Annotated in this window: 21 protein-coding genes; 6 read left to right on the top strand and 15 right to left on the bottom strand. The window is 63.0% G+C overall.

Annotated features, from left to right (window positions below; all coding sequences use genetic code 11):
• Positions 1–5: 5 nt before the first annotated feature.
• Positions 6–1,421 carry a succinylglutamate-semialdehyde dehydrogenase gene (locus EGO55_RS15065; protein ID WP_021688549.1) on the top strand — a complete coding sequence of 472 codons (1,416 nt, stop codon included), beginning with the start codon at positions 6–8 and terminating at the stop codon, positions 1,419–1,421.
• A 23-nt stretch (positions 1,422–1,444) separates the two neighbouring features.
• On the opposite strand, the gene EGO55_RS15060 is transcribed toward EGO55_RS15065, so the two are convergent.
• Positions 1,445–2,197: a hypothetical protein gene (locus EGO55_RS15060; RefSeq protein WP_021688550.1), complete on the bottom strand. Its 753-nt coding sequence runs from the start codon at positions 2,195–2,197 to the stop codon at positions 1,445–1,447.
• 217 nt (positions 2,198–2,414) lie between these two features.
• On the opposite strand from EGO55_RS15060, the gene rarD reads away from it, so the two are divergent.
• The gene (rarD, locus tag EGO55_RS15055; protein WP_021688551.1) at positions 2,415–3,329 is read left to right on the top strand and encodes an EamA family transporter RarD; all 915 of its coding nucleotides are present in this window, start codon (positions 2,415–2,417) and stop codon (positions 3,327–3,329) included.
• Between the two features lie 15 nt (positions 3,330–3,344).
• On the opposite strand, the gene EGO55_RS15050 is transcribed toward rarD, so the two are convergent.
• Both EGO55_RS15050 and EGO55_RS15045 read right to left on the bottom strand, forming a co-directional pair.
• The gene (locus EGO55_RS15050; RefSeq protein WP_021688552.1) at positions 3,345–4,667 is read right to left on the bottom strand and encodes a dihydroorotase; all 1,323 of its coding nucleotides are present in this window, start codon (positions 4,665–4,667) and stop codon (positions 3,345–3,347) included.
• 222 nt (positions 4,668–4,889) lie between these two features.
• A complete protein-coding gene (locus EGO55_RS15045) occupies positions 4,890–5,729 on the bottom strand; it encodes an alpha/beta fold hydrolase (RefSeq protein WP_021688553.1) in 840 nt (279 codons plus the stop codon).
• 278 nt (positions 5,730–6,007) lie between these two features.
• On the opposite strand from EGO55_RS15045, the gene EGO55_RS15040 reads away from it, so the two are divergent.
• The 3 genes from EGO55_RS15040 (at position 6,008) to ygfZ (ending at position 8,283) form a co-directional block, all read left to right on the top strand.
• Positions 6,008–6,418, top strand: coding sequence for an MEKHLA domain-containing protein (locus tag EGO55_RS15040; RefSeq protein WP_429860917.1), 411 nt, complete (start codon positions 6,008–6,010; stop codon positions 6,416–6,418).
• Between the two features lie 61 nt (positions 6,419–6,479).
• A complete protein-coding gene (locus EGO55_RS15035; RefSeq protein WP_021688555.1) occupies positions 6,480–7,529 on the top strand; it encodes an NAD(P)-dependent alcohol dehydrogenase in 1,050 nt (349 codons plus the stop codon).
• Between the two features lie 16 nt (positions 7,530–7,545).
• Positions 7,546–8,283 carry a CAF17-like 4Fe-4S cluster assembly/insertion protein YgfZ gene (gene ygfZ / locus EGO55_RS15030; RefSeq protein ID WP_021688556.1) on the top strand — a complete coding sequence of 246 codons (738 nt, stop codon included), beginning with the start codon at positions 7,546–7,548 and terminating at the stop codon, positions 8,281–8,283.
• Here ygfZ and EGO55_RS15025 read toward each other — a convergent pair whose 3' ends face one another.
• From EGO55_RS15025 to rplU, 4 genes are all read right to left on the bottom strand, one after another.
• Positions 8,284–8,922 (bottom strand): TetR/AcrR family transcriptional regulator, encoded by a 639-nt coding sequence (locus EGO55_RS15025; RefSeq protein WP_021688557.1) that lies wholly within the window; start codon positions 8,920–8,922, stop codon positions 8,284–8,286. It lies immediately after the preceding gene.
• A 239-nt stretch (positions 8,923–9,161) separates the two neighbouring features.
• Positions 9,162–9,719: a GNAT family N-acetyltransferase gene (locus EGO55_RS15020; protein ID WP_021688558.1), complete on the bottom strand. Its 558-nt coding sequence runs from the start codon at positions 9,717–9,719 to the stop codon at positions 9,162–9,164.
• Positions 9,720–9,918: 199 nt separating this feature from the next.
• Positions 9,919–10,185, bottom strand: coding sequence for a 50S ribosomal protein L27 (gene rpmA, locus EGO55_RS15015; protein WP_021688559.1), 267 nt, complete (start codon positions 10,183–10,185; stop codon positions 9,919–9,921).
• A 24-nt stretch (positions 10,186–10,209) separates the two neighbouring features.
• Positions 10,210–10,569: a 50S ribosomal protein L21 gene (rplU, locus tag EGO55_RS15010; RefSeq protein ID WP_021688560.1), complete on the bottom strand. Its 360-nt coding sequence runs from the start codon at positions 10,567–10,569 to the stop codon at positions 10,210–10,212.
• Positions 10,570–10,849: 280 nt separating this feature from the next.
• Here rplU and EGO55_RS15005 point away from each other — a divergent pair, with 280 nt between their 5' ends.
• The gene (locus EGO55_RS15005) at positions 10,850–11,371 is read left to right on the top strand and encodes a hypothetical protein (protein WP_021688561.1); all 522 of its coding nucleotides are present in this window, start codon (positions 10,850–10,852) and stop codon (positions 11,369–11,371) included.
• A gap of 214 nt (positions 11,372–11,585) precedes the next feature.
• Here EGO55_RS15005 and EGO55_RS15000 read toward each other — a convergent pair whose 3' ends face one another.
• Genes EGO55_RS15000 through thrC form a run of 8 tightly spaced genes read right to left on the bottom strand, consistent with a single transcriptional unit; the run spans position 11,586 to position 16,771 of the window.
• Entirely contained in the window at positions 11,586–12,029 is a 444-nt protein-coding gene (locus tag EGO55_RS15000; protein WP_021688562.1) for a molybdenum cofactor biosynthesis protein MoaE, read from the bottom strand.
• 2 nt (positions 12,030–12,031) lie between these two features.
• On the bottom strand, positions 12,032–12,274 hold the full coding sequence (locus EGO55_RS14995) for a MoaD/ThiS family protein (protein ID WP_021688563.1): 243 nt from the start codon (positions 12,272–12,274) through the stop codon (positions 12,032–12,034).
• A 3-nt stretch (positions 12,275–12,277) separates the two neighbouring features.
• Positions 12,278–13,282 carry a GTP 3',8-cyclase MoaA gene (moaA, locus tag EGO55_RS14990; protein ID WP_021688564.1) on the bottom strand — a complete coding sequence of 335 codons (1,005 nt, stop codon included), beginning with the start codon at positions 13,280–13,282 and terminating at the stop codon, positions 12,278–12,280.
• Positions 13,283–13,301: 19 nt separating this feature from the next.
• Entirely contained in the window at positions 13,302–13,625 is a 324-nt protein-coding gene (locus EGO55_RS14985; RefSeq protein WP_021688565.1) for a Rossmann fold domain-containing protein, read from the bottom strand.
• A gap of 4 nt (positions 13,626–13,629) precedes the next feature.
• Entirely contained in the window at positions 13,630–14,001 is a 372-nt protein-coding gene (locus EGO55_RS14980) for a dihydroneopterin aldolase (protein WP_021688566.1), read from the bottom strand.
• Positions 14,002–14,019: 18 nt separating this feature from the next.
• Positions 14,020–14,463 carry a SecDF P1 head subdomain-containing protein gene (locus EGO55_RS14975; protein WP_021688567.1) on the bottom strand — a complete coding sequence of 148 codons (444 nt, stop codon included), beginning with the start codon at positions 14,461–14,463 and terminating at the stop codon, positions 14,020–14,022.
• A complete protein-coding gene (locus tag EGO55_RS14970) occupies positions 14,463–15,362 on the bottom strand; it encodes a class I SAM-dependent methyltransferase (RefSeq protein ID WP_021688568.1) in 900 nt (299 codons plus the stop codon). The genes EGO55_RS14975 and EGO55_RS14970 overlap by 1 nt, the downstream gene beginning before the upstream one ends.
• A gap of 8 nt (positions 15,363–15,370) precedes the next feature.
• Positions 15,371–16,771: a threonine synthase gene (gene thrC / locus EGO55_RS14965; RefSeq protein WP_021688569.1), complete on the bottom strand. Its 1,401-nt coding sequence runs from the start codon at positions 16,769–16,771 to the stop codon at positions 15,371–15,373.
• Positions 16,772–16,818: the final 47 nt, after the last annotated feature.

The following is a 16,818-nucleotide window of genomic DNA, read 5'->3' as shown; positions in this document are numbered from 1 at the left end:
TCGTAGTGAACCACGAACCGATCATTTCCTGTGAACCGGCAACGGGTGCGGTGTTGTGGCGCGGCGCGCCCGGCGATCTGGACGAAGCGGTCCGGATCGCGCGCCGCGCCTGGCCGGTCTGGGCCGCGCAACCGCTGGCCACACGCATCGAACTGCTGCGCCGCTTCACCAACGAAGTGCGCAAGGAATACGATGCGCTGGCGGATCTGATCGCCCGCGAAACCGGCAAGCCGCTGTGGGATGCCCGTAACGAGGTCGGCAATGTGATCGATCTCGTCGAAATCTCGGTGCGCGCCTATTCCGAACGCAATCCACGCCGCAAGCTCGATTCCGCGCTGCAGGGCACATCGACCCTGCGGCACAAGCCGCATGGGGTTCTGGCGATTATCAGCCCCTACTGTTCCCCCGCAGAAATCCCCGCCAGTGCCATCATTCCCGCGCTGATCGCGGGCAATGCGGTGATTGTGAAGCCCAGCGACTATGCCCCGGCAACGGCGGAACTGCTGGCACGATGCTTCCACAATGCGGGCATCGATGCGGCGGTTGTCCAAACGCTGCAGGGCACCGGGGCACAGGGGCTTGCGCTGGCCATGCATCCCGGCGTGGACGGGGTGCTGTTCACCGGCTCCGCGCAGAACGGCATCGCACTCAACCGCAAACTGGCCGCCAATCCGGGCAAGCTCGTGTCGCTCAACATGGGGGGCAACAACCCCATGATCGTGTGGGATACGCCCAAGATCACCGATGCGGCGGTGCTGGTGATCCAGTCCGCATTTTCGGGCGCGGGCCTGCGCTGCACGGCCATCCGGCGCCTGATCGTGAAATCCACGCTCTACGATCCGCTGATGGAAGAAGTGAAGAAACTGACGGACCGGATCATCGTAGGGGAACCGATGGACGAACCCGCCGCGTTCATGGGGCCAATGATCTCTTCCGATCATGCCGACCAGTTGACGGAAAGCTTCCTCTATCTGCTCAGCCACGGGGGCAAGGCGATCAAACACATGGTGCGTCCGCGCGGGGCGCTGCCGTTCGTGTCGCCTGCCATCATCGATGTGACCGCCATGGCCGAACGCCCCGATGTCGAACTGTTCGGCCCGCTGCTGCAAGTGAGCCGATGTGACGATTTCGACCAGGCAATCGCGGAAGCCAATGCCACGCGTTTCGGCCTCTGCGCCGCGTTGGTCGGCGGCAGCCCGCAGGATTACAACCGGTTCTGGGCGAACAGCCGCGCCGGGATGATCAACTGGAACCGGCCAACCCACAATCCGGCCCCATCCGCCACACAAGGTGGCACCGGGCTGTCAGGTAATCATCGCCCGTCCGGCTATTACACGGCCGATCAATGCGCCTATCCGGTCAGTTCCACCGAAATGGAACAACCGCGCGCGGGGATTGGCGTGGGCTTTCGCGATGCCTGATCGCGTTGTGGGCCAGCCGCCGCTCACCCGCTGGTGACCAGATCCACTTCGGTGCGGCCCGTTGGCAGGCGGCGGGCATAGAGCATGAAGGCCGCGCCTCCGCGCGTGCCGCCCAGCATGTCGTAGCCGTCCTGCGTAAAACGCTCCGTTCTGTACCCTGCGGCCAAACCACGGGTGTAATAGAACCCCAGCACATCATCGAGCGGGACCGGCGTGGTGAAATTGATCACGCGCAGCGCGCAACCCGCTTCGTCGGTGCCCGCCGCCTCCTGCACGTTCCCGCGCGGATAGACGGGAAACGCCTGCGGCAGGCGCGCGGCCCATGCAGCGGTGTAGCGCACCTTGTCGGCACAGCGTGCCCCGGTTGCAGAACTGGCTGCGGCCCGTGCAGCAGCAGTGAACGCCGCCTCTTCGGGCATTTTCGCGGCAATGGCGCGTGCGGCGGGTAAAGGCCGGACCGCCCCGCTGCCACCGAGCAACGCCAAGGCCTCGCTTCGGGCGGCGGCAATCTGTTCAGGGGAATCGTTATCCGTTGGCAAGGCCCCATCCGTGGCGGTGAGCGCGCCACCAGCCGCAACCTCGTTCTGCCCGGCGAGATCGGGATCGACCAGAATCTGATCTGCCAGTGCACCGGTCAGGGCCGGGTCGTTATTGCTGGCGGGCGCAATGGCCTGTCGTTCCTTTTCCCCGTCACCACAACCGGCCAGCAGGAGCGAACCGGCCAGAAGGCCAGCTAGCGCGAACGGCGGCATCGGAACAGGGCACAGGGCAGGCATCGGGCATCCTCGCTTGCAACGATCAGGCGCAGGGCATGATCGAGGATAGTTAAACAATCGCTGACATGTGTATGATTTTGTTTCCCGTGGCCTTGCAGACCGCACCTCTGTGGCGTTGCACGCCCGGTGCCGCCCACCCTATGCGGGAATTCCCCGATCGGCATTGCCGCGCCTGAACAGTGCGACTACACAGCCGCCACCTGACAGGAGAAGTGCCGTGCCTCCCACTAATGTTCCGGACCGTTCGGGAGGCGGCTTGCCCTATGCACTGGCCGCTTACGGCCTGTGGGGGCTGTTCCCGCTGTACCTGATGATGGTCAAACCGATCCCGCCGCTGGAACTGGTAGTCTGGCGCGTGTTCTGCACCGTGCCGGTCTGCCTGCTGATCGTATCGTTCCGGCGCCAATGGCCCGATCTGCTGGCCGCACTGTTCAGCCGCAAGATCCTGCCCTGGCTGTGCCTCAGTGCACTGCTGATTGGCATAAACTGGACGCTGTATCTCTTCGCGGTCCTGCAAGGGCATGTCTATGCCGCCAGTCTGGGATACTACATCAACCCGCTGATCAACGTGCTGATCGGTACGCTGTTTCTGGGAGAAACGCTGTCGCGTGCGCAATGGGTGGCGGTGGCGCTGGCGGCCTTCGGCGTGGCCATTCTCGCCGCCGGTGCGCTGACCACCTTGTGGATCAGCGTGGTGCTGGCGATCAGTTTCGCCGTCTATGGCGTGGTCCGGCGCACCCTGCCTGTGGGATCGTTGCCGGGGCTGACGGTCGAATCCTTCGTGCTCACCCTGCCCGCGATCGGGATTCTGATATACCTTATGCTGTCGCCACAAGGGCTGGCGCTCGGTACAAACCATGCGGTTGATATCGTCGTCAGCTTTTCCGGCCTGGTCACCGCTGTACCGCTGCTGATGTTCGCCATCGCCGCACGCCGGATGGACTATTCCACGCTGGGGTTCGTCCAGTTCATCGCACCCACCACCGTGTTCATTCTGGGCCTGACCGTGTTCCACGAACCGTTGAAGCCCGCCCAGTTGTGGAGCTTCATCTTCATCTGGATAGCCATTGCGGTGTTCGCCTGGGATTTGCTGCGCAAACGCCGGAACGTGAAAGCGACCAGCGAGGCGTAACGCTATCGGCCGTGGTCAGAGGCAGCCGGCAAAGCGCAGCGGTTCGCCCACCGCCTGATTGCCCAGTTGCCCTTCCCACATGGCGACGTGGCCGCGTACCACGGTGCCGATCACCCGGCCCTGCAATTCCATGTCGGTAAAGGGCGACCAACCGCAGCGGCTTTCCACCCAATCTTCGGTGACGGTGAAGCTGCCCTTGCGATCGACAATGGTGAAATCGCCGTCATAGCCGGTGGCGATCCGGCCCTTGCCAACCAGCCCGAACACACGCTGCACCCCGGCGCTGGTCATGTCGATCAGCCGGTCCAGCGTCAGGTTCCCTTTGGCCACGTGATCCAGCATCAGCGGCAACAGGGTCTGCACGCCGGGCATCCCGCTGGGGCTGGCAGGGTAGGTCTTGGCCTTTTCCTCGCGCGTGTGCGGCGCGTGATCGGAACCGAGCACATCGGGCACGCCCTGCCGCAACCAGTGCCACAGACCATCGCGATGGGCCGCGCTGCGGATCGGCGGGTTCATCTGGGCGTAAGTGCCGATCCGGGGATAGGCCTCTTCCGCCGCCAGCGTCAGGTGCTGCGGCGTCACCTCGCAGGTCGCGATATCGCGGTGCTGCGCGATCAGTTCCAGTTCCGCCGGTGTGGTGATGTGCAGAATGTGGATCGGGCGGCGCGTTTCGCGCGCCAGACGCAGGATGCGCTGCGTCGCCAGCATCGCGCTTTCATCGTCGCGCCAGACCGGATGGCTCGACGGATCGCCTTCCACGCGCAAGTCCTTGCGCGCGTTCATGCGTTCCTCGTCTTCCGCGTGGATCGCCACGCGGCGCACGCCATTGGCCAGCACGCGGCGCAGATTCTCGTCCTCCGCCACCAGCAGGCTACCGGTCGACGCGCCCATGAAAATCTTCACCCCGGCCGTGCCCGGGATACGTTCCAGTTCGCCCAGTTCCCCGGCATTGTCCGCGGTCGCCCCGACATAGAAGGCGTGGTCGCACCACATCCGGTGATGCGCGCGCACCAGCTTGTCATGCACGCGGTCCGCCGTGTCGGTATTGGGCGATGTGTTGGGCATTTCGAACACTGCCGTTACCCCGCCCATCACGGCGGCGCGGCTGCCGGTTTCGAGATCTTCCTTATGTTCCAGCCCCGGTTCGCGGAAGTGGACCTGGCTGTCGATCACCCCGGGCAGGATATCGAGCCCGGTGCAATCGATTCGCCGGGCACCATCGGGATAGCGCCCCACCCCGATGATCTTGCCCTGCGCCACCGCCACATCGCCCACAAACGGGCCGGACGGCGTGTGGATCGTGCCATTGGCAAGGACGAGTTCGGGGGCGGTGGTCATCGGGCAGCCTTTGCTGGAGCGGGGTGTGAAGTTGACACAGTTGACACTGTTCAAGGGGCGCAAATCGGGCGCCCTGTCCACGCGGCCTGCGCAAGGCGGGCAGAGCGGCGAAAGGGCGGCAGACTCAAGTCCATGCCCGCCCTTTGCCACAGACCCGCCGTGTAGGACAGGGCAGGCCTGCAAAAACAGCCTGCCCCGCCCCTGTCATCATGGCAAGCCGGATCAGCGTGCGAGGAAGCCGAGAACGACCTGCTCGAACGCGGCTTTCTGTTCGATCATCGCCCAATGACCGCACTTCGAGAAAACGTGCAGTTCGACATTAGGGATCAGGCGCAAGGGCAACATCGCGATATCCAGCGGGTTCACGCGGTCGTCGCGGCCCCATGTCATCAGCGTCGGCGCCTGGATTTTCGGCAGATAGGCGAAGCCCTGCACCGCATCCGGCCCGCTCATACCTGCAGCGATCATATCGAGCACCTGCCGCGAATACATCCGCGCGTTGGTTTCCTTGGCCCCCGGTTCCTGCGCGACCGAAAGACGCGATTCGATCAGTTCTTCGGTCAGCATTTCAGGATTGTAGACCATCGACCGCAGCCAATAGACGATCATTTCCCGCGTGGGATTCTCGACAAACTCGCTGAGACGGGCAATCCCTTCATAAGGGAAGCCCGAGAACAGCGGCACGCCAATGCCACCGATCGTCACCAGCTTCTTGATACGGTCGGGATAATTGGCGGCGAAGCGGCCACCCACCATGGCACCGTAGGAATTGCCGACGATATAGGCGCTTTCGATGCCGAGTTGATCCATCATGTGCAGCACCGCTTCCACGGCCCCGCCCACCGGATCGCCAGCTACGGGCGAGCTTCCGCCATAGCCCGGAAGATCGGGCGCAATGCAGCGATAATGTTCAGCAAAAACAGGAATATTACCACCAAAGTTCATCCATGCCGTAACCCCGGGACCGGAGCCATGCAGCATGAACAGCACTTCGCCTTCACCCTTTTCGTGATAGCTGATCTGGCCCTCGCCATAGGGCATGGTTTTCGGCGTATCGGTCATGAACGTGCCTTTCGCTCTCTATACAAATTCTATGCAAACTCTTCCGGGCACGAGGTTTTGCATCTGCCGCACGGAACTGCAACGCCCATTGCCATCGCAGTAACGAATATTGCGGTTGAAAGCGGGTTGAGGGATTGATTCTCGCAGCAGGAACGCCAGTTTGTGCACAGGGACAGGCAGATCGCCGCCGCCGATGGACCGCACCATGACCGACAGTGAACGCCTGATTATCGATGCAAATTCTGGATCGCAACGCATTGGTTTAATTTGCGAAAGTTATAGACTGGTTACCGGAAAAAAACCTGCTCCCCTCGCCATGTACCGATATTGCCGCGGCCTTGTGGGCTTCATCGATGGTTATTCTGGCACACGGGACAGAGCCCGATCCCATCTTCTTCTATGCCAACCGCACCGCGCTCACCCTGTTCGAGATCGCGGCCGAAGACCTGATCCGCATGCCATCGCGGCTGTCCGCCGAACCGATGGAGCGGGACGAACGGAGCCTGTTCCTGCGGGCGGTCGCAGAACGGAACCATATTTCGGATTATTCGGGCATACGTATTTCGCGCGCCGGAAACCGTTTCCGCATCGCGCAGGCGACGGTGTGGAACCTGCTTGACGCCGGGGGTACCATCCATGGGCAGGCCGCATGTTTTGGCCAGTGGACACCGCTTGAGAGAACGCCATGATCGGATCGCGCATATCCGCTTCAAGGATTGGCAAATACTCTTTTCAAGGATTTGTAATTTCATGAAAACTATCGGATACGCAGCACAGACAAGCAGCAGCCCCCTCGCCCCTTTCGCTTTCGAACGACGCGATCTGCGGCCCGGCGATGTGGCAATGGAAATCCTCTACTGCGGCGTCTGCCATTCCGATCTCCACTATTGTCACGACGACTGGGGCAATGCCCAATATCCGGCGGTACCCGGCCATGAAATTGTCGGCCGCGTCATCGCCGTCGGCCCCGGCGTGACCCGCCATGCAGTGGGCGATCATGTGGCCGTGGGCTGCCTGATCGATTCCTGCATGGATTGCGATCAGTGCCACAAGGGGGAGGAACAGATGTGCCGCAATGGCGCCACCGGCACTTATGGCGGACATGATCCGGTTTTCGGCACCCCCACTCGCGGCGGCTATTCCAAACACATCGTCGTGCGCGAGGAATTCGTGCTGCGCGTGCCGCAGGGGCTGGATGTGGCCCGCGCCGCGCCACTGCTTTGCGCCGGGATCACCTCCTATTCGCCTCTGCGCCGCTGGAACGTGCAAGCAGGATCGCGCGTGGGCGTGATCGGCCTTGGCGGACTGGGCCATATGGCGGTGAAACTGGCCGCTGCCATGGGTGCGCATGTCACGGTCATCAGCCGCACCGATGCGAAACGCGCCGATGCGCTGGCGCTGGGCGCGCACGCGCTGCTCGTGTCGGGCGATACCCAGGCCATGCGCAATGCCGCCAGCACGCTGGACCTGATTATCGACACCGTACCGGTTGAACACGATGCGCAGCCTTACCTGCCCCTGCTCGACATTGACGGTACGCTGGTGGTGGTCGGACAAGTCGGCGCGGTGGGCACGCTCAATTCGATCCCGCTGCTGTTCGGGCGGCGGCGTATTACTGGCTCGCCCATCGGCGGTATTGCCGAAACACAGGAAATGCTCGATTTCTGTGCGGAAAGGGGTGTCTTGCCCGATGTAGAAATGATCTCCATGGATGCCATCAACACGGCGTTCGATCGATTGGCTGTTGCCGATGTCCGTTATCGCTTCGTCATTGACATGGCATCGCTCGCCGCAGCGTAGAAAGGCCTCCGACAGCATGACCGCCACCCGCCTGTTCAGCCGTGCGCTGGTGCGCCTTTCCCCGCAGGAACCCGACGAAAATGTCGTCGATTTCCTGCAAGGCCTGATCACCAACGATGTTACCGGCAATTTCCCGGTATGGGCCGGGCTGCTTTCGCCCCAGGGCAAGGCGCTGTTCGATTTTCTGGTGTGGCCGGGTGTCGGCGATTCTCTGCTGCTCGATTGCGAGGCGGAACGGGCCGATGCGCTGGTTAGGCGGCTTTCGCTCTATCGCCTGCGCCGCAAGATCGCGATTGCCCGGGTCGATGATCTCGGCGTGCATTGGCGCGATCATATCGGCGATGGCGCTGCGACCGATCCCCGACTCGCCGCTTTGGGGGAACGCTGGATCGGCCCTGTCAGCGATAGCGATGCGGCGGCTGATGACGCATGGCTGCGCCACCGGCTGGCGCTCGGCGTTACCGAAGGGGTTGCCGAACTGGGCGATGGCGAAACCCTCTGGCTCGAATGCAACGCGGCGGAACTCAACGGTGTCAGCTTCTCGAAGGGGTGTTTTATCGGTCAGGAAAACACCGCCCGGATGAACTGGCGGCAGAAGGTCAATCGCCGCCTGGCGGTCGTGCCGCTGGATCGTTCAGACCCGGCGCGGCAACGCATTGCCTATCCCCAACTGCAAATGGCGGTGGATCATCTCCGGATCGACGATATCGATCGGGCACATGCGCCCCATTGGCTGGCCGAAGCAATCGCCTGATTATTCTGCGGCCAGCGACACTTTCGGCGGCGCATGAGGCGGCATCGGTCCGCTGGTGCGGCCGACAGTTGCCTGCAGCCAGTCCTCAACGAACTTCGTCAGCAAATCCCGGGGCCGGTCGCGGGGCACTGCGAAAGTGCGGGTAATCGATTCGCCGATCACGGCATCGCCCATCGCGAACAGATGCGTAATGATCGCCAGATTGACGATATGTTCACCGCCCCCCCAGCTTTCCGCCAGTTTGTCGATATGATCCTTCAGGGCCTGCATGACCGGATCGAGCTTGCCCTGATTGCCGGTCAGCAAAAGCCAGGTCATCAGTTGCATCCCGCCGTGTTCACTGTTCGAATCGAACAGTTCCTCGACCATTTGCCGAACATCGCAGCGCCCTTCGTTCAAGGCGGTGATCGCCTGGATGATTCGCGTGCAGTGCCGTTCCGCCATATATTCGGCCAGCGCCTCATGAAGGCCGGTCGCAGAGCCGAAATGATGCAGAAGATTGACATGGGTGCGGTCGATTCGCTCCGCAACGGCCTTTAATGTCACGGCCTGAGGGCCGTTTTCGATCAGAATGGCCTCAGCCGCCTGCAGTGCTACACTACGAATTTCGGCAGTCGAGAAGCGCTTCTTTGTTGACATAGATGTAAACTACAATAGATTTGCTACGAATTGGACGGCAGGGATAGTAGCGTCTCGGATGCAGGCCAAAACATGGTTTGACCGGGGAGAAACAGACACTTTCTCATCATCCAGTAATAGTCGCACGTCAACTATGGCATAGCAATGACCTTTGGCGATGCGCCTCCGAAGGCATCCCCTTCGGGTCGCAGCTTCCCCCTCCATCAACCCCCAAGGATGGAGGGGGAAGCAACTATAGGTCAGGCAGCGGCGGGCATTTGCGGTTCGGGATCAGACCCGGCTGCCTGCCCCAAGTCCAGCAGATAACGCCGGGTTGCAATCGCGGCACCGCCACGGCCCGCACTTTCCCGCACCCGGATTTCACCCGTCGTGCGGAAACCCAGCTTTTCAAGCACCCGGCCCGACGCCGGGTTATCCAGGGCATGGGCCGCATGAACTAGCCGATGGCCCACGGCCCGACCGCTGGCCAGCAGGGCACGCCCCGCTTCTGTGGCATATCCGCGCCCCCAATGACGCCGCGCCAGCCAGTATCCCAGTTCCACGCCATCCTGGCGCCGTTCGAGCCCGATCGCACCGATGATCGGCGCACCCGCATCTCCGGGCAAAGTAATCAGGCAATGCGGCAGCAGGGGGTGCTGAGGCCGGGCAACAAAGGCCCGGGCATCGTCTTCCCGATAGGGCCAGGGCGCGCTTGCCAGCATGCGCACGACGGATTCGTCGCAGATGCCCGCGTGGATTTCTTTCCAGTCTTCCGGAAAGGCGGGGCGCAGGAACAGCCGCTCGCTGCGAATAAACATGGTCATCTCCTCTCGGCGCCCCCGCGCACGACCTTCTGGATCATGCGCATGACGCCCGTATTGCGGTGAGCCGATCGGCCCGAACGAGAGAGGGAGACAAACGAAAAGAGGGAGACGGGACGGGGCCCCTCTCCCTCTGTCAGCCAGACTTCAGAAGTCCGGCGGGGGCCATCCCGTGGATGGCCCGAAATACCATCCGTTATTCCGCGGCTGCGGCCATGTCTACCGACACGTATTTACGGCCGAGCTTGCCTTCGTGGAAGCGCACGCGGCCTTCGGTCAGCGCGAACAGGGTGTGATCCTTGCCCATGCCGACATTGGCGCCCGCGTACACCTTGGTGCCGCGCTGGCGCACGATGATGTTGCCGCCGACGACTTCCTGGCCGCCGAACTTCTTCACGCCGAGACGACGACCGGCCGAATCACGACCGTTACGCGACGAACCGCCTGCTTTCTTATGTGCCATTTCGCTCTACTCCGTCGGCTCTGATCAATCGGCCTGAGCGGCCGCGGTCTTCTTGCTTGCTGCAGCCTTCTTGGCCGGTGCAGCGGCATCGCCGACAGCCAGAATGCGCAGCAGCGTGAGCTGCTGACGATGGCCGTTCTTGCGGCGGTAATTGTGGCGGCGGCGCTTCTTGAAGACGATAACCTTCTCGCTCTTGGCCTGAGCGATGATTTCCGCCGAAACGGCAACCTTGCCAGCGTCCTTCAGCCCTTCATCGTCACCGACGAGAAGAACATCACCGAGCGTAACGGTATCACCGGCTTCACCAGCCAGCTTTTCAACCGCGATCTTGTCTCCGGCGGCAACCCGGTACTGCTTGCCGCCCGTGCGCACTACTGCGAACATGGTGCCTTATCCAATCAACTTGCTGTGCCACGTCGCTTTTGCCCTGCCCTGATGGCCAGGAATCGCGAACGACGCGCCGACTGCCTGCCCCAATGACAGGCGCCGGAAAGATGGGTGCCGTTAGGGAAAAGCCGCCCGCATGTCAACGATGGAAAGCCGCACCACCGCGCTATCCCCGCAAATCCGGCCCTGACGTGAATCGCCTGACCCGCCCCTTGCCATACAGCCTTTGCTGCGCCTCACGGCTGGCATGCGGCGCGCGGCATGCTATGGCACGCCTATGAATTGCACACCAGTTCGCCCCGCATTTATCAGTCTGACCCTGCTTGCCGGGCTGACCGCCTGCACCAGCACGTCTGATCGCTACCCCTCGCTGGCGATTCGCGATGCCGAACGGGCCTATGCCTCCGGCGCTTTTGATTCGCACCCGACACCCCCGCCTGCGCCCGTGGAACTGAGCGCCGCGCTGGTACAGAAGCTGTCGCAGTTGCAGGGGCAGGCGCAGCAGGCACATCACGCCTTCCTTGCGGCGGCGCCGCGCACCCGCACGCTGGTGAACAGCGCCCGGGGCTCCGCCATAGCGAGCGATTCCTGGGTCGCGGCCCAGATCGGCATTTCAGGCCTGGAGGCCCACCGCAATCGCGCCATGGTTGCCATGGCCGATCTCGACGCATTGCTGCTTCAGACGGAAATTGAAGGCGGCGCGCGGGAAGCGGTGCAGCAGGCCCATACCGCTGTGGACAGCATGATTCACGAAGAAGATTCGGTGCTTTCCAGCCTGAAAGGGCAACTACAGCAATAAAAGCACACCCTCACAGACCATAAAAAAATCGCGCGGGCCGCCGAAGCAGGCCCGCGCCAGTCTGGGGAGAAACCGAATGGAAATGGGTAAGTCAAGGCAATGACCAACCCGCCATACGTACCGGCTGAAGGAAGGCTTTCCTGCTGCCGGTGATCTCTTGATAGGGGTGCGAAGGCCTGCTTGACTTGATCGCGATCAAATCAGCACAATTTTTTCATTGCCAGCGCGAAATATCGGAATAATCGGCCGCGCGCGGTTCGATCCAGTGCCACGTGTCGCCACGTTTTTCGCGTTTCCAGAACCATGCCTCGCTCTTGAGGTGATCCATCACGAAGTCCGCCGCCAGAAAGGCGTCGCGTCTGTGCCGGGCGGCGGCGGCAACCAGCACGATCGTTTCCCCCGGCAACATCACGCCGCAACGATGCATGACCAGCAGCCCGTCGAGCGGCCAGCGCCCCAGCGCATCATCGGCCAGCGCAGCCATCCCCGGCAAGGTCATCGGCGCATAATGGAGCAGTTCCAGCGCTTCGCAGCCATCCCCGGCGCGCACCTGCCCGGTGAAGCTGACAATCCCGCCGGCCTGCGGGAGCGCGGCGGCGAATCGATCCACCGCCTCACCCGCAGCGAAGGGGGCATCGAGCAGGCATACCTGCTTCATCGCTAGCCTCCGCTGACTGGCGGCAGAAGCGCCACTTCATCGCCATCTACGGCCTGCAGCGCGCGCCTGTCCGCCACCAGCACCCCGTTCAGCGCCACTTTCACCCGGCTGTCGGCCACGGCATCGCCCAGCGCGGAATCGCATTGCGCCAGAAACCCATCCCAATCGAGCGGGGCCGCGACCTGGCGTTCAGCCGCACCGGCCAGTTCGGCCAGCTTGCCGAGAAAAACGAGTTTGACCGCCATGATTCAGCCGCCCGTGACCGACATATGCCGCGGCTGTGCAGGTGCCGCGCCGCGCCCGTCAATGCGGAAGTGATGTTTTTCCGGCTTGATCCGCATCGCCTGATCGAGCGCCTCGGCAAGGCGCGCATCTGGATTGTCCGATCGCAAGGCGTCGCGCAGGTCAACCATCTCCGCCCCGCCCAGACAGGCGTAGAGCTGCCCCGTGGTGGTCACGCGGATACGATTGCACCCATCGCAGAAATTGTTGGTCAGCGGGGTGATGAACCCCAGCCTGCCGCCGGTTTCCGCAATATCGACATAGCGCGCGGGGCCGCCCGTGCGATGCGCGCTGGAGGTGAGCGTCCAGCGACGGTCGAGACTGTCGCGCACGGCGGTCAGCGGCAGGTAATGATCGACCCGATCGCTTTCCACCACACCCAGGGGCATGACTTCGATCAGGGTCATATCGTGGCCCTGCCCATGCGCCCAGGCGATCATATCGGGCAATTCCCCCTCGTTCAGGCCCCTGAGCGCGACCGTGTTGATCTTGACCTGCAGGCCCGCAGCCCGTGCCGCAGCGATCCCTTCCAGCACATCGGCCAGGCGGTCACGCCGGGTGATCTGCGCAAACAACACCGGATCGCGCGTATCGAGCGAGACATTCACCCGGCGCACCCCCGCCACTGCCAATGCATCGGCATGATGGGCCAATTGTGTGCCGTTGGTCGTCAGCGTCAGTTCGTCGAGACCGTTGCCGATCCGGCGCCCCAAGGCATGGATCAGTTCCACCACATCGCGCCGCACCAGCGGTTCGCCCCCGGTGATCCGGATCTTGCGAATCCCCCGGTCCATGAAGCCCAGCGCCAGCCGATGCAGTTCCTCCAGGCTCAGCACATCCTTGCGCGGGAGGAAGCCCATCTGTTCAGGCATGCAGTAAGAACACCGCAAATCGCAGCGATCCGTAACCGAAAGCCGCAGATAGGTGATGCGTCGGTTAAATGCGTCAACCAGTGGGCCCGTTGCATTCATACAGGCATCATGCCGGATTTTATGCGGCAGCACCATCCACGGCCAGCAACTGACCGGTCACACCTTTGGCCATTTCAAGAAAGGCCAGCGTACGCGCCATCGCCGCCGGATCGCCATCGACCAGCCCATTCACGCGCACCGGCGCATGGGCACGGGCCAGATCGGCAATCGCGGCCCGGCGCCAACCCCGGTGATCGTAACTTGCCCGGGGGAACACGATCACCAGCGATTCCGGGGCATCCGCCAGCCGATCCGCGATTGCCGCCGCATGATCGGCATGAAACGCGGCCGATGCATGCGGCGCGCCTTCGGGCAAGCCCCCTATGCGATAGACCGCCTGCATTAGCTCAGCGCCGTTCCCGGTGCAGCGTGATGCCGATCTTCTCGTTGTGTTCGGCAATGGCCAGTTTGACGATCTTCACAGTCACCGCCTGCACTTTCGCATCCTGCAGGAACAGGGTTTCGCAGACATGATCGGCCACCGCCTCAATCAGTTTGAAATGCACCCCCTGCGGCAGCGCTTCCGACGCCGCGAACTTGAGATCCATGTAGTTCTTGCTTTCCGACAGCGGGGTTTCGGGCGTGTAGCGGTCCGACACCTTGTAGCGCACCGTAATCGTGAAGCGGAGTGGCTGCGGCCTGCCGGTTTCTTCCGAATAGATGCCAGTCAGCACATTATGTTCGAAATCGGCGACTTCAAGAATCAGGCTGTCAGGCATTTGGGGTCCAATCGGGCATTAGGGTGAGGCGGGTACAGGCACGGATGCGGGCGGGGCATTGCCGTCAGTGTCCGGGCAAACGGCAAATGCCGCGGTGTTGACGCGCGCCAGTTCATCTTCGGCAAGGCCGGAAAGCGACAGTCTGCCCCCGCCGATCGGCTCCTGCACGTGAGGCTGGATCAGCACGTCCCCGTCAAGCCAGATGGTGATCGGCTGCCCGACGTGCTGCGATGTCAGCCGCGCCAGTCGCGCGCCGGCCTCTGCCGTCAGTTCGATGGACAGTGTGTCCGGCTGGCCCATACTATCCGGCTCCTGTGACGCACCGATCACCGTGTCGCGGCACAAGGGAATATCTTCCAGCCACAGCCCGCGTGCGGGCACAGTTTGCCGATCGCCTGCCCCGACAGGCCCGGTCGCCCCGAACAGCAACGCCAAAGCCAGACCGAAGCCCAGCGCGCGCATCAGCCGTTCCTCCAGCGGGCGAAGATCGCCGTGGGCAGAAGCCTGCCCGTCTCGCCATCTTCGCGCACAGCCAGATCGCCGTGTTCCACCGTGCCCGGCAGATCGGCAAACAGTTCGGCCAGAAGGCCCGCCAGCGCCAGACTGGACATGCGTACCGCATAGACGGTCAGGAACAGGAAACGACTGTCCGCGTCCAGCAGGCGGCGGCAATCGGCCATCAACCCCGGCAGGTTGTCTTCCAGTCGCCAGACTTCGCCATTGGGGCCACGGCCGAATTTCGGCGGGTCGAGAATGATCCCGTCATAGCGCTTTTCACGCCGCACCTCGCGTGCGGCGAACTTGGCCGCGTCATCCACCAGCCAGCGCACCGGGCGATCGTCCATGCCGGAAAGCGTGGCGTTTTCGCGCGCCTGCGCCACGGACTTCTTCGAGGCATCGACATGGGTAACCGGTCCAAACCGGCTCAGTGCCAGCGTGCCGACCCCGGTATAGCCAAACAGGTTGAGCGTGCTGGCGTTTTCCTTGCCCGCCAGCTGTTGCCCCATCCAGTCCCACACCGGGGCCATATCGGGAAAAAAGCCGAGATGCCGGAACGGCGTACACTGCCCGGTAAACCGCACGGTATCCGGCCCGTTGGGCCATGCCAGCGGCCAGCCATCGCGCGGGGTCGGGCGGGAAAACTGCCAGCGGCCGCCGCCATCCTCGTCCGCGCCGGGCACGAATTCGCCATCCGCATCCCATTCCGCCTGCCGGGGCCGCCACAAGGCCTGCGGTTCGGGGCGGATAAAACGATGCGGGCCATAGCGTTCGAGTTTGCGACCATCGCCGCTATCGACGAGGCCGTAATCCGCCCACCCTTCTCCGGCAAGGATCAGCGGACGGGATTCAAGCGCCGCCATCTGCCCGGTCAGCCGTTCGGAGTCGCGTGCTCCGCGACATAGGCGGCAATCGCGTCATAATCGCCGGGAAGCTCGGCATAGCGTTCTTCCCGTTCGAACAGGTCACCGATCCGGGTCGGCAGCGTCGGGCGGGTGCCCGTTGCGCGTTCGACCGCATCGCGGAACTTGGCCGGATGCGCGGTAGCCAGGGTGACGACGGGCACCGCGGGATCGATCCCGGCGTTGCGCGCGGCATGCAGGCCGATTGCGGTATGCGGATCGATCACTTCGCCGCACTCTTCGTAAGCCCAGCGAATCGCCTGTGTCATCTGATCGGGGTCGGCCCGGGCGCTGGTGAACAGCGCCGCTGCGCCTTCGCGCTGCTGATTGGTCAGCTGCATGGCCTTGGTCGCCTCGAATCCGCGCATCTGTTCGGCCAGCGCCACGCCATCGCGCCCGCCCACATCAAACAGCAGGCGCTCGAAGTTCGAGCTGACCTGAATATCCATCGACGGCGCAGCGGTGGGTGTCACGGTGCCGGTCGAATAATCCCCGCTGGACAGCGCGCGATGGAGGATGTCGTTCACATTGGTGGCAACAATCAGCTTTTCCACCGGCAGGCCCATCTGCGCGGCGACATAGCCGGCGAAGACATCCCCAAAATTGCCCGTGGGCACGCTGAAGGCGATCTTGCGATGCGGGGCGCCCAGTTGCACGCCCACCGCAAAATAATAGACGACCTGCGCCATCAGGCGGGCCCAGTTGATCGAATTGACCGCACTGATGCGGAAACGATCGGTCATCGCCCTATCGCCAAACATGCGCTTCACCATCGCCTGCGCATCGTCAAAGCTGCCGTCGATGGCGATATTGTAGACATTGGGCGAAAGCACCGTCGTCATCTGGCGACGCTGCACATCGCTGACCCGGCCATTGGGGTGCAGCATGAAGATATCCACGCGATCGCGCCCGGCCACGGCATCGATCGCCGCCGATCCGGTATCACCGCTGGTCGCCCCGACAATGGTCAGCCGGGCATCGCTGCGCGACAGGAATTCCTCGAACAGCAGGCCCAGCAATTGCAGCGCGACATCCTTGAACGCCAGTGTCGGCCCGTGGAACAGTTCCAGCAGCCAGTTCTGTTCGTCCAGTTGCACCAGCGGGGTCACGGCCTTGTGCGCAAACCGGCCATAAGCCTTTTCGCACAGTTCCAGCAGTTTTTCCGGCGTCAGGCTGTCGCCCACGAAAGGCTGCATGACCCGCGCGGCGAGCTGCGCATAAGGAAGCCCGGCCAGTGCCGCAATCTCGGCTTCGGAAAAGCGGGGCCATTCCGCCGGAATATAGAGACCACCGTCCGATGCCAGGCCAGCCAGCGTGACGCCTTCGAAATCGAGCGCCGGAGCGCTGCCGCGGGTAGAGACATACTGCATGGCCGCGGGCCTTAGTCGCTGGCCAGTTTGAGAGCAAGTGGCCCTAT

The organism is Caenibius tardaugens NBRC 16725 (genome assembly GCF_003860345.1).
GTDB lineage: Bacteria > Pseudomonadota > Alphaproteobacteria > Sphingomonadales > Sphingomonadaceae > Caenibius > Caenibius tardaugens.
Note: the sequence above shows the minus strand (reverse complement) of the source record. Positions and strands in the feature narration are given on the sequence as shown.

Coding starts and splice junctions, on each gene's coding strand:
- EGO55_RS15060 (WP_021688550.1), bottom strand. CDS start 2,197: ATGCCTGCCCTGTGCCCTGTTCCGATGCCGCCGTTCGCGCTAGCTGGC.
- EGO55_RS15050 (WP_021688552.1), bottom strand. CDS start 4,667: ATGACCACCGCCCCCGAACTCGTCCTTGCCAATGGCACGATCCACACG.
- EGO55_RS15045 (WP_021688553.1), bottom strand. CDS start 5,729: ATGACCGATACGCCGAAAACCATGCCCTATGGCGAGGGCCAGATCAGC.
- EGO55_RS15035 (WP_021688555.1), top strand. CDS start 6,480: ATGAAAACTATCGGATACGCAGCACAGACAAGCAGCAGCCCCCTCGCC.
- ygfZ (WP_021688556.1), top strand. CDS start 7,546: ATGACCGCCACCCGCCTGTTCAGCCGTGCGCTGGTGCGCCTTTCCCCG.
- EGO55_RS15025 (WP_021688557.1), bottom strand. CDS start 8,922: ATGTCAACAAAGAAGCGCTTCTCGACTGCCGAAATTCGTAGTGTAGCA.
- EGO55_RS15020 (WP_021688558.1), bottom strand. CDS start 9,719: ATGTTTATTCGCAGCGAGCGGCTGTTCCTGCGCCCCGCCTTTCCGGAA.
- rpmA (WP_021688559.1), bottom strand. CDS start 10,185: ATGGCACATAAGAAAGCAGGCGGTTCGTCGCGTAACGGTCGTGATTCG.
- rplU (WP_021688560.1), bottom strand. CDS start 10,569: ATGTTCGCAGTAGTGCGCACGGGCGGCAAGCAGTACCGGGTTGCCGCC.
- EGO55_RS15005 (WP_021688561.1), top strand. CDS start 10,850: ATGAATTGCACACCAGTTCGCCCCGCATTTATCAGTCTGACCCTGCTT.
- EGO55_RS15000 (WP_021688562.1), bottom strand. CDS start 12,029: ATGAAGCAGGTATGCCTGCTCGATGCCCCCTTCGCTGCGGGTGAGGCG.
- EGO55_RS14995 (WP_021688563.1), bottom strand. CDS start 12,274: ATGGCGGTCAAACTCGTTTTTCTCGGCAAGCTGGCCGAACTGGCCGGT.
- moaA (WP_021688564.1), bottom strand. CDS start 13,282: ATGAATGCAACGGGCCCACTGGTTGACGCATTTAACCGACGCATCACC.
- EGO55_RS14985 (WP_021688565.1), bottom strand. CDS start 13,625: ATGCAGGCGGTCTATCGCATAGGGGGCTTGCCCGAAGGCGCGCCGCAT.
- EGO55_RS14980 (WP_021688566.1), bottom strand. CDS start 14,001: ATGCCTGACAGCCTGATTCTTGAAGTCGCCGATTTCGAACATAATGTG.
- EGO55_RS14975 (WP_021688567.1), bottom strand. CDS start 14,463: ATGCGCGCGCTGGGCTTCGGTCTGGCTTTGGCGTTGCTGTTCGGGGCG.
- EGO55_RS14970 (WP_021688568.1), bottom strand. CDS start 15,362: ATGGCGGCGCTTGAATCCCGTCCGCTGATCCTTGCCGGAGAAGGGTGG.
- thrC (WP_021688569.1), bottom strand. CDS start 16,771: ATGCAGTATGTCTCTACCCGCGGCAGCGCTCCGGCGCTCGATTTCGAA.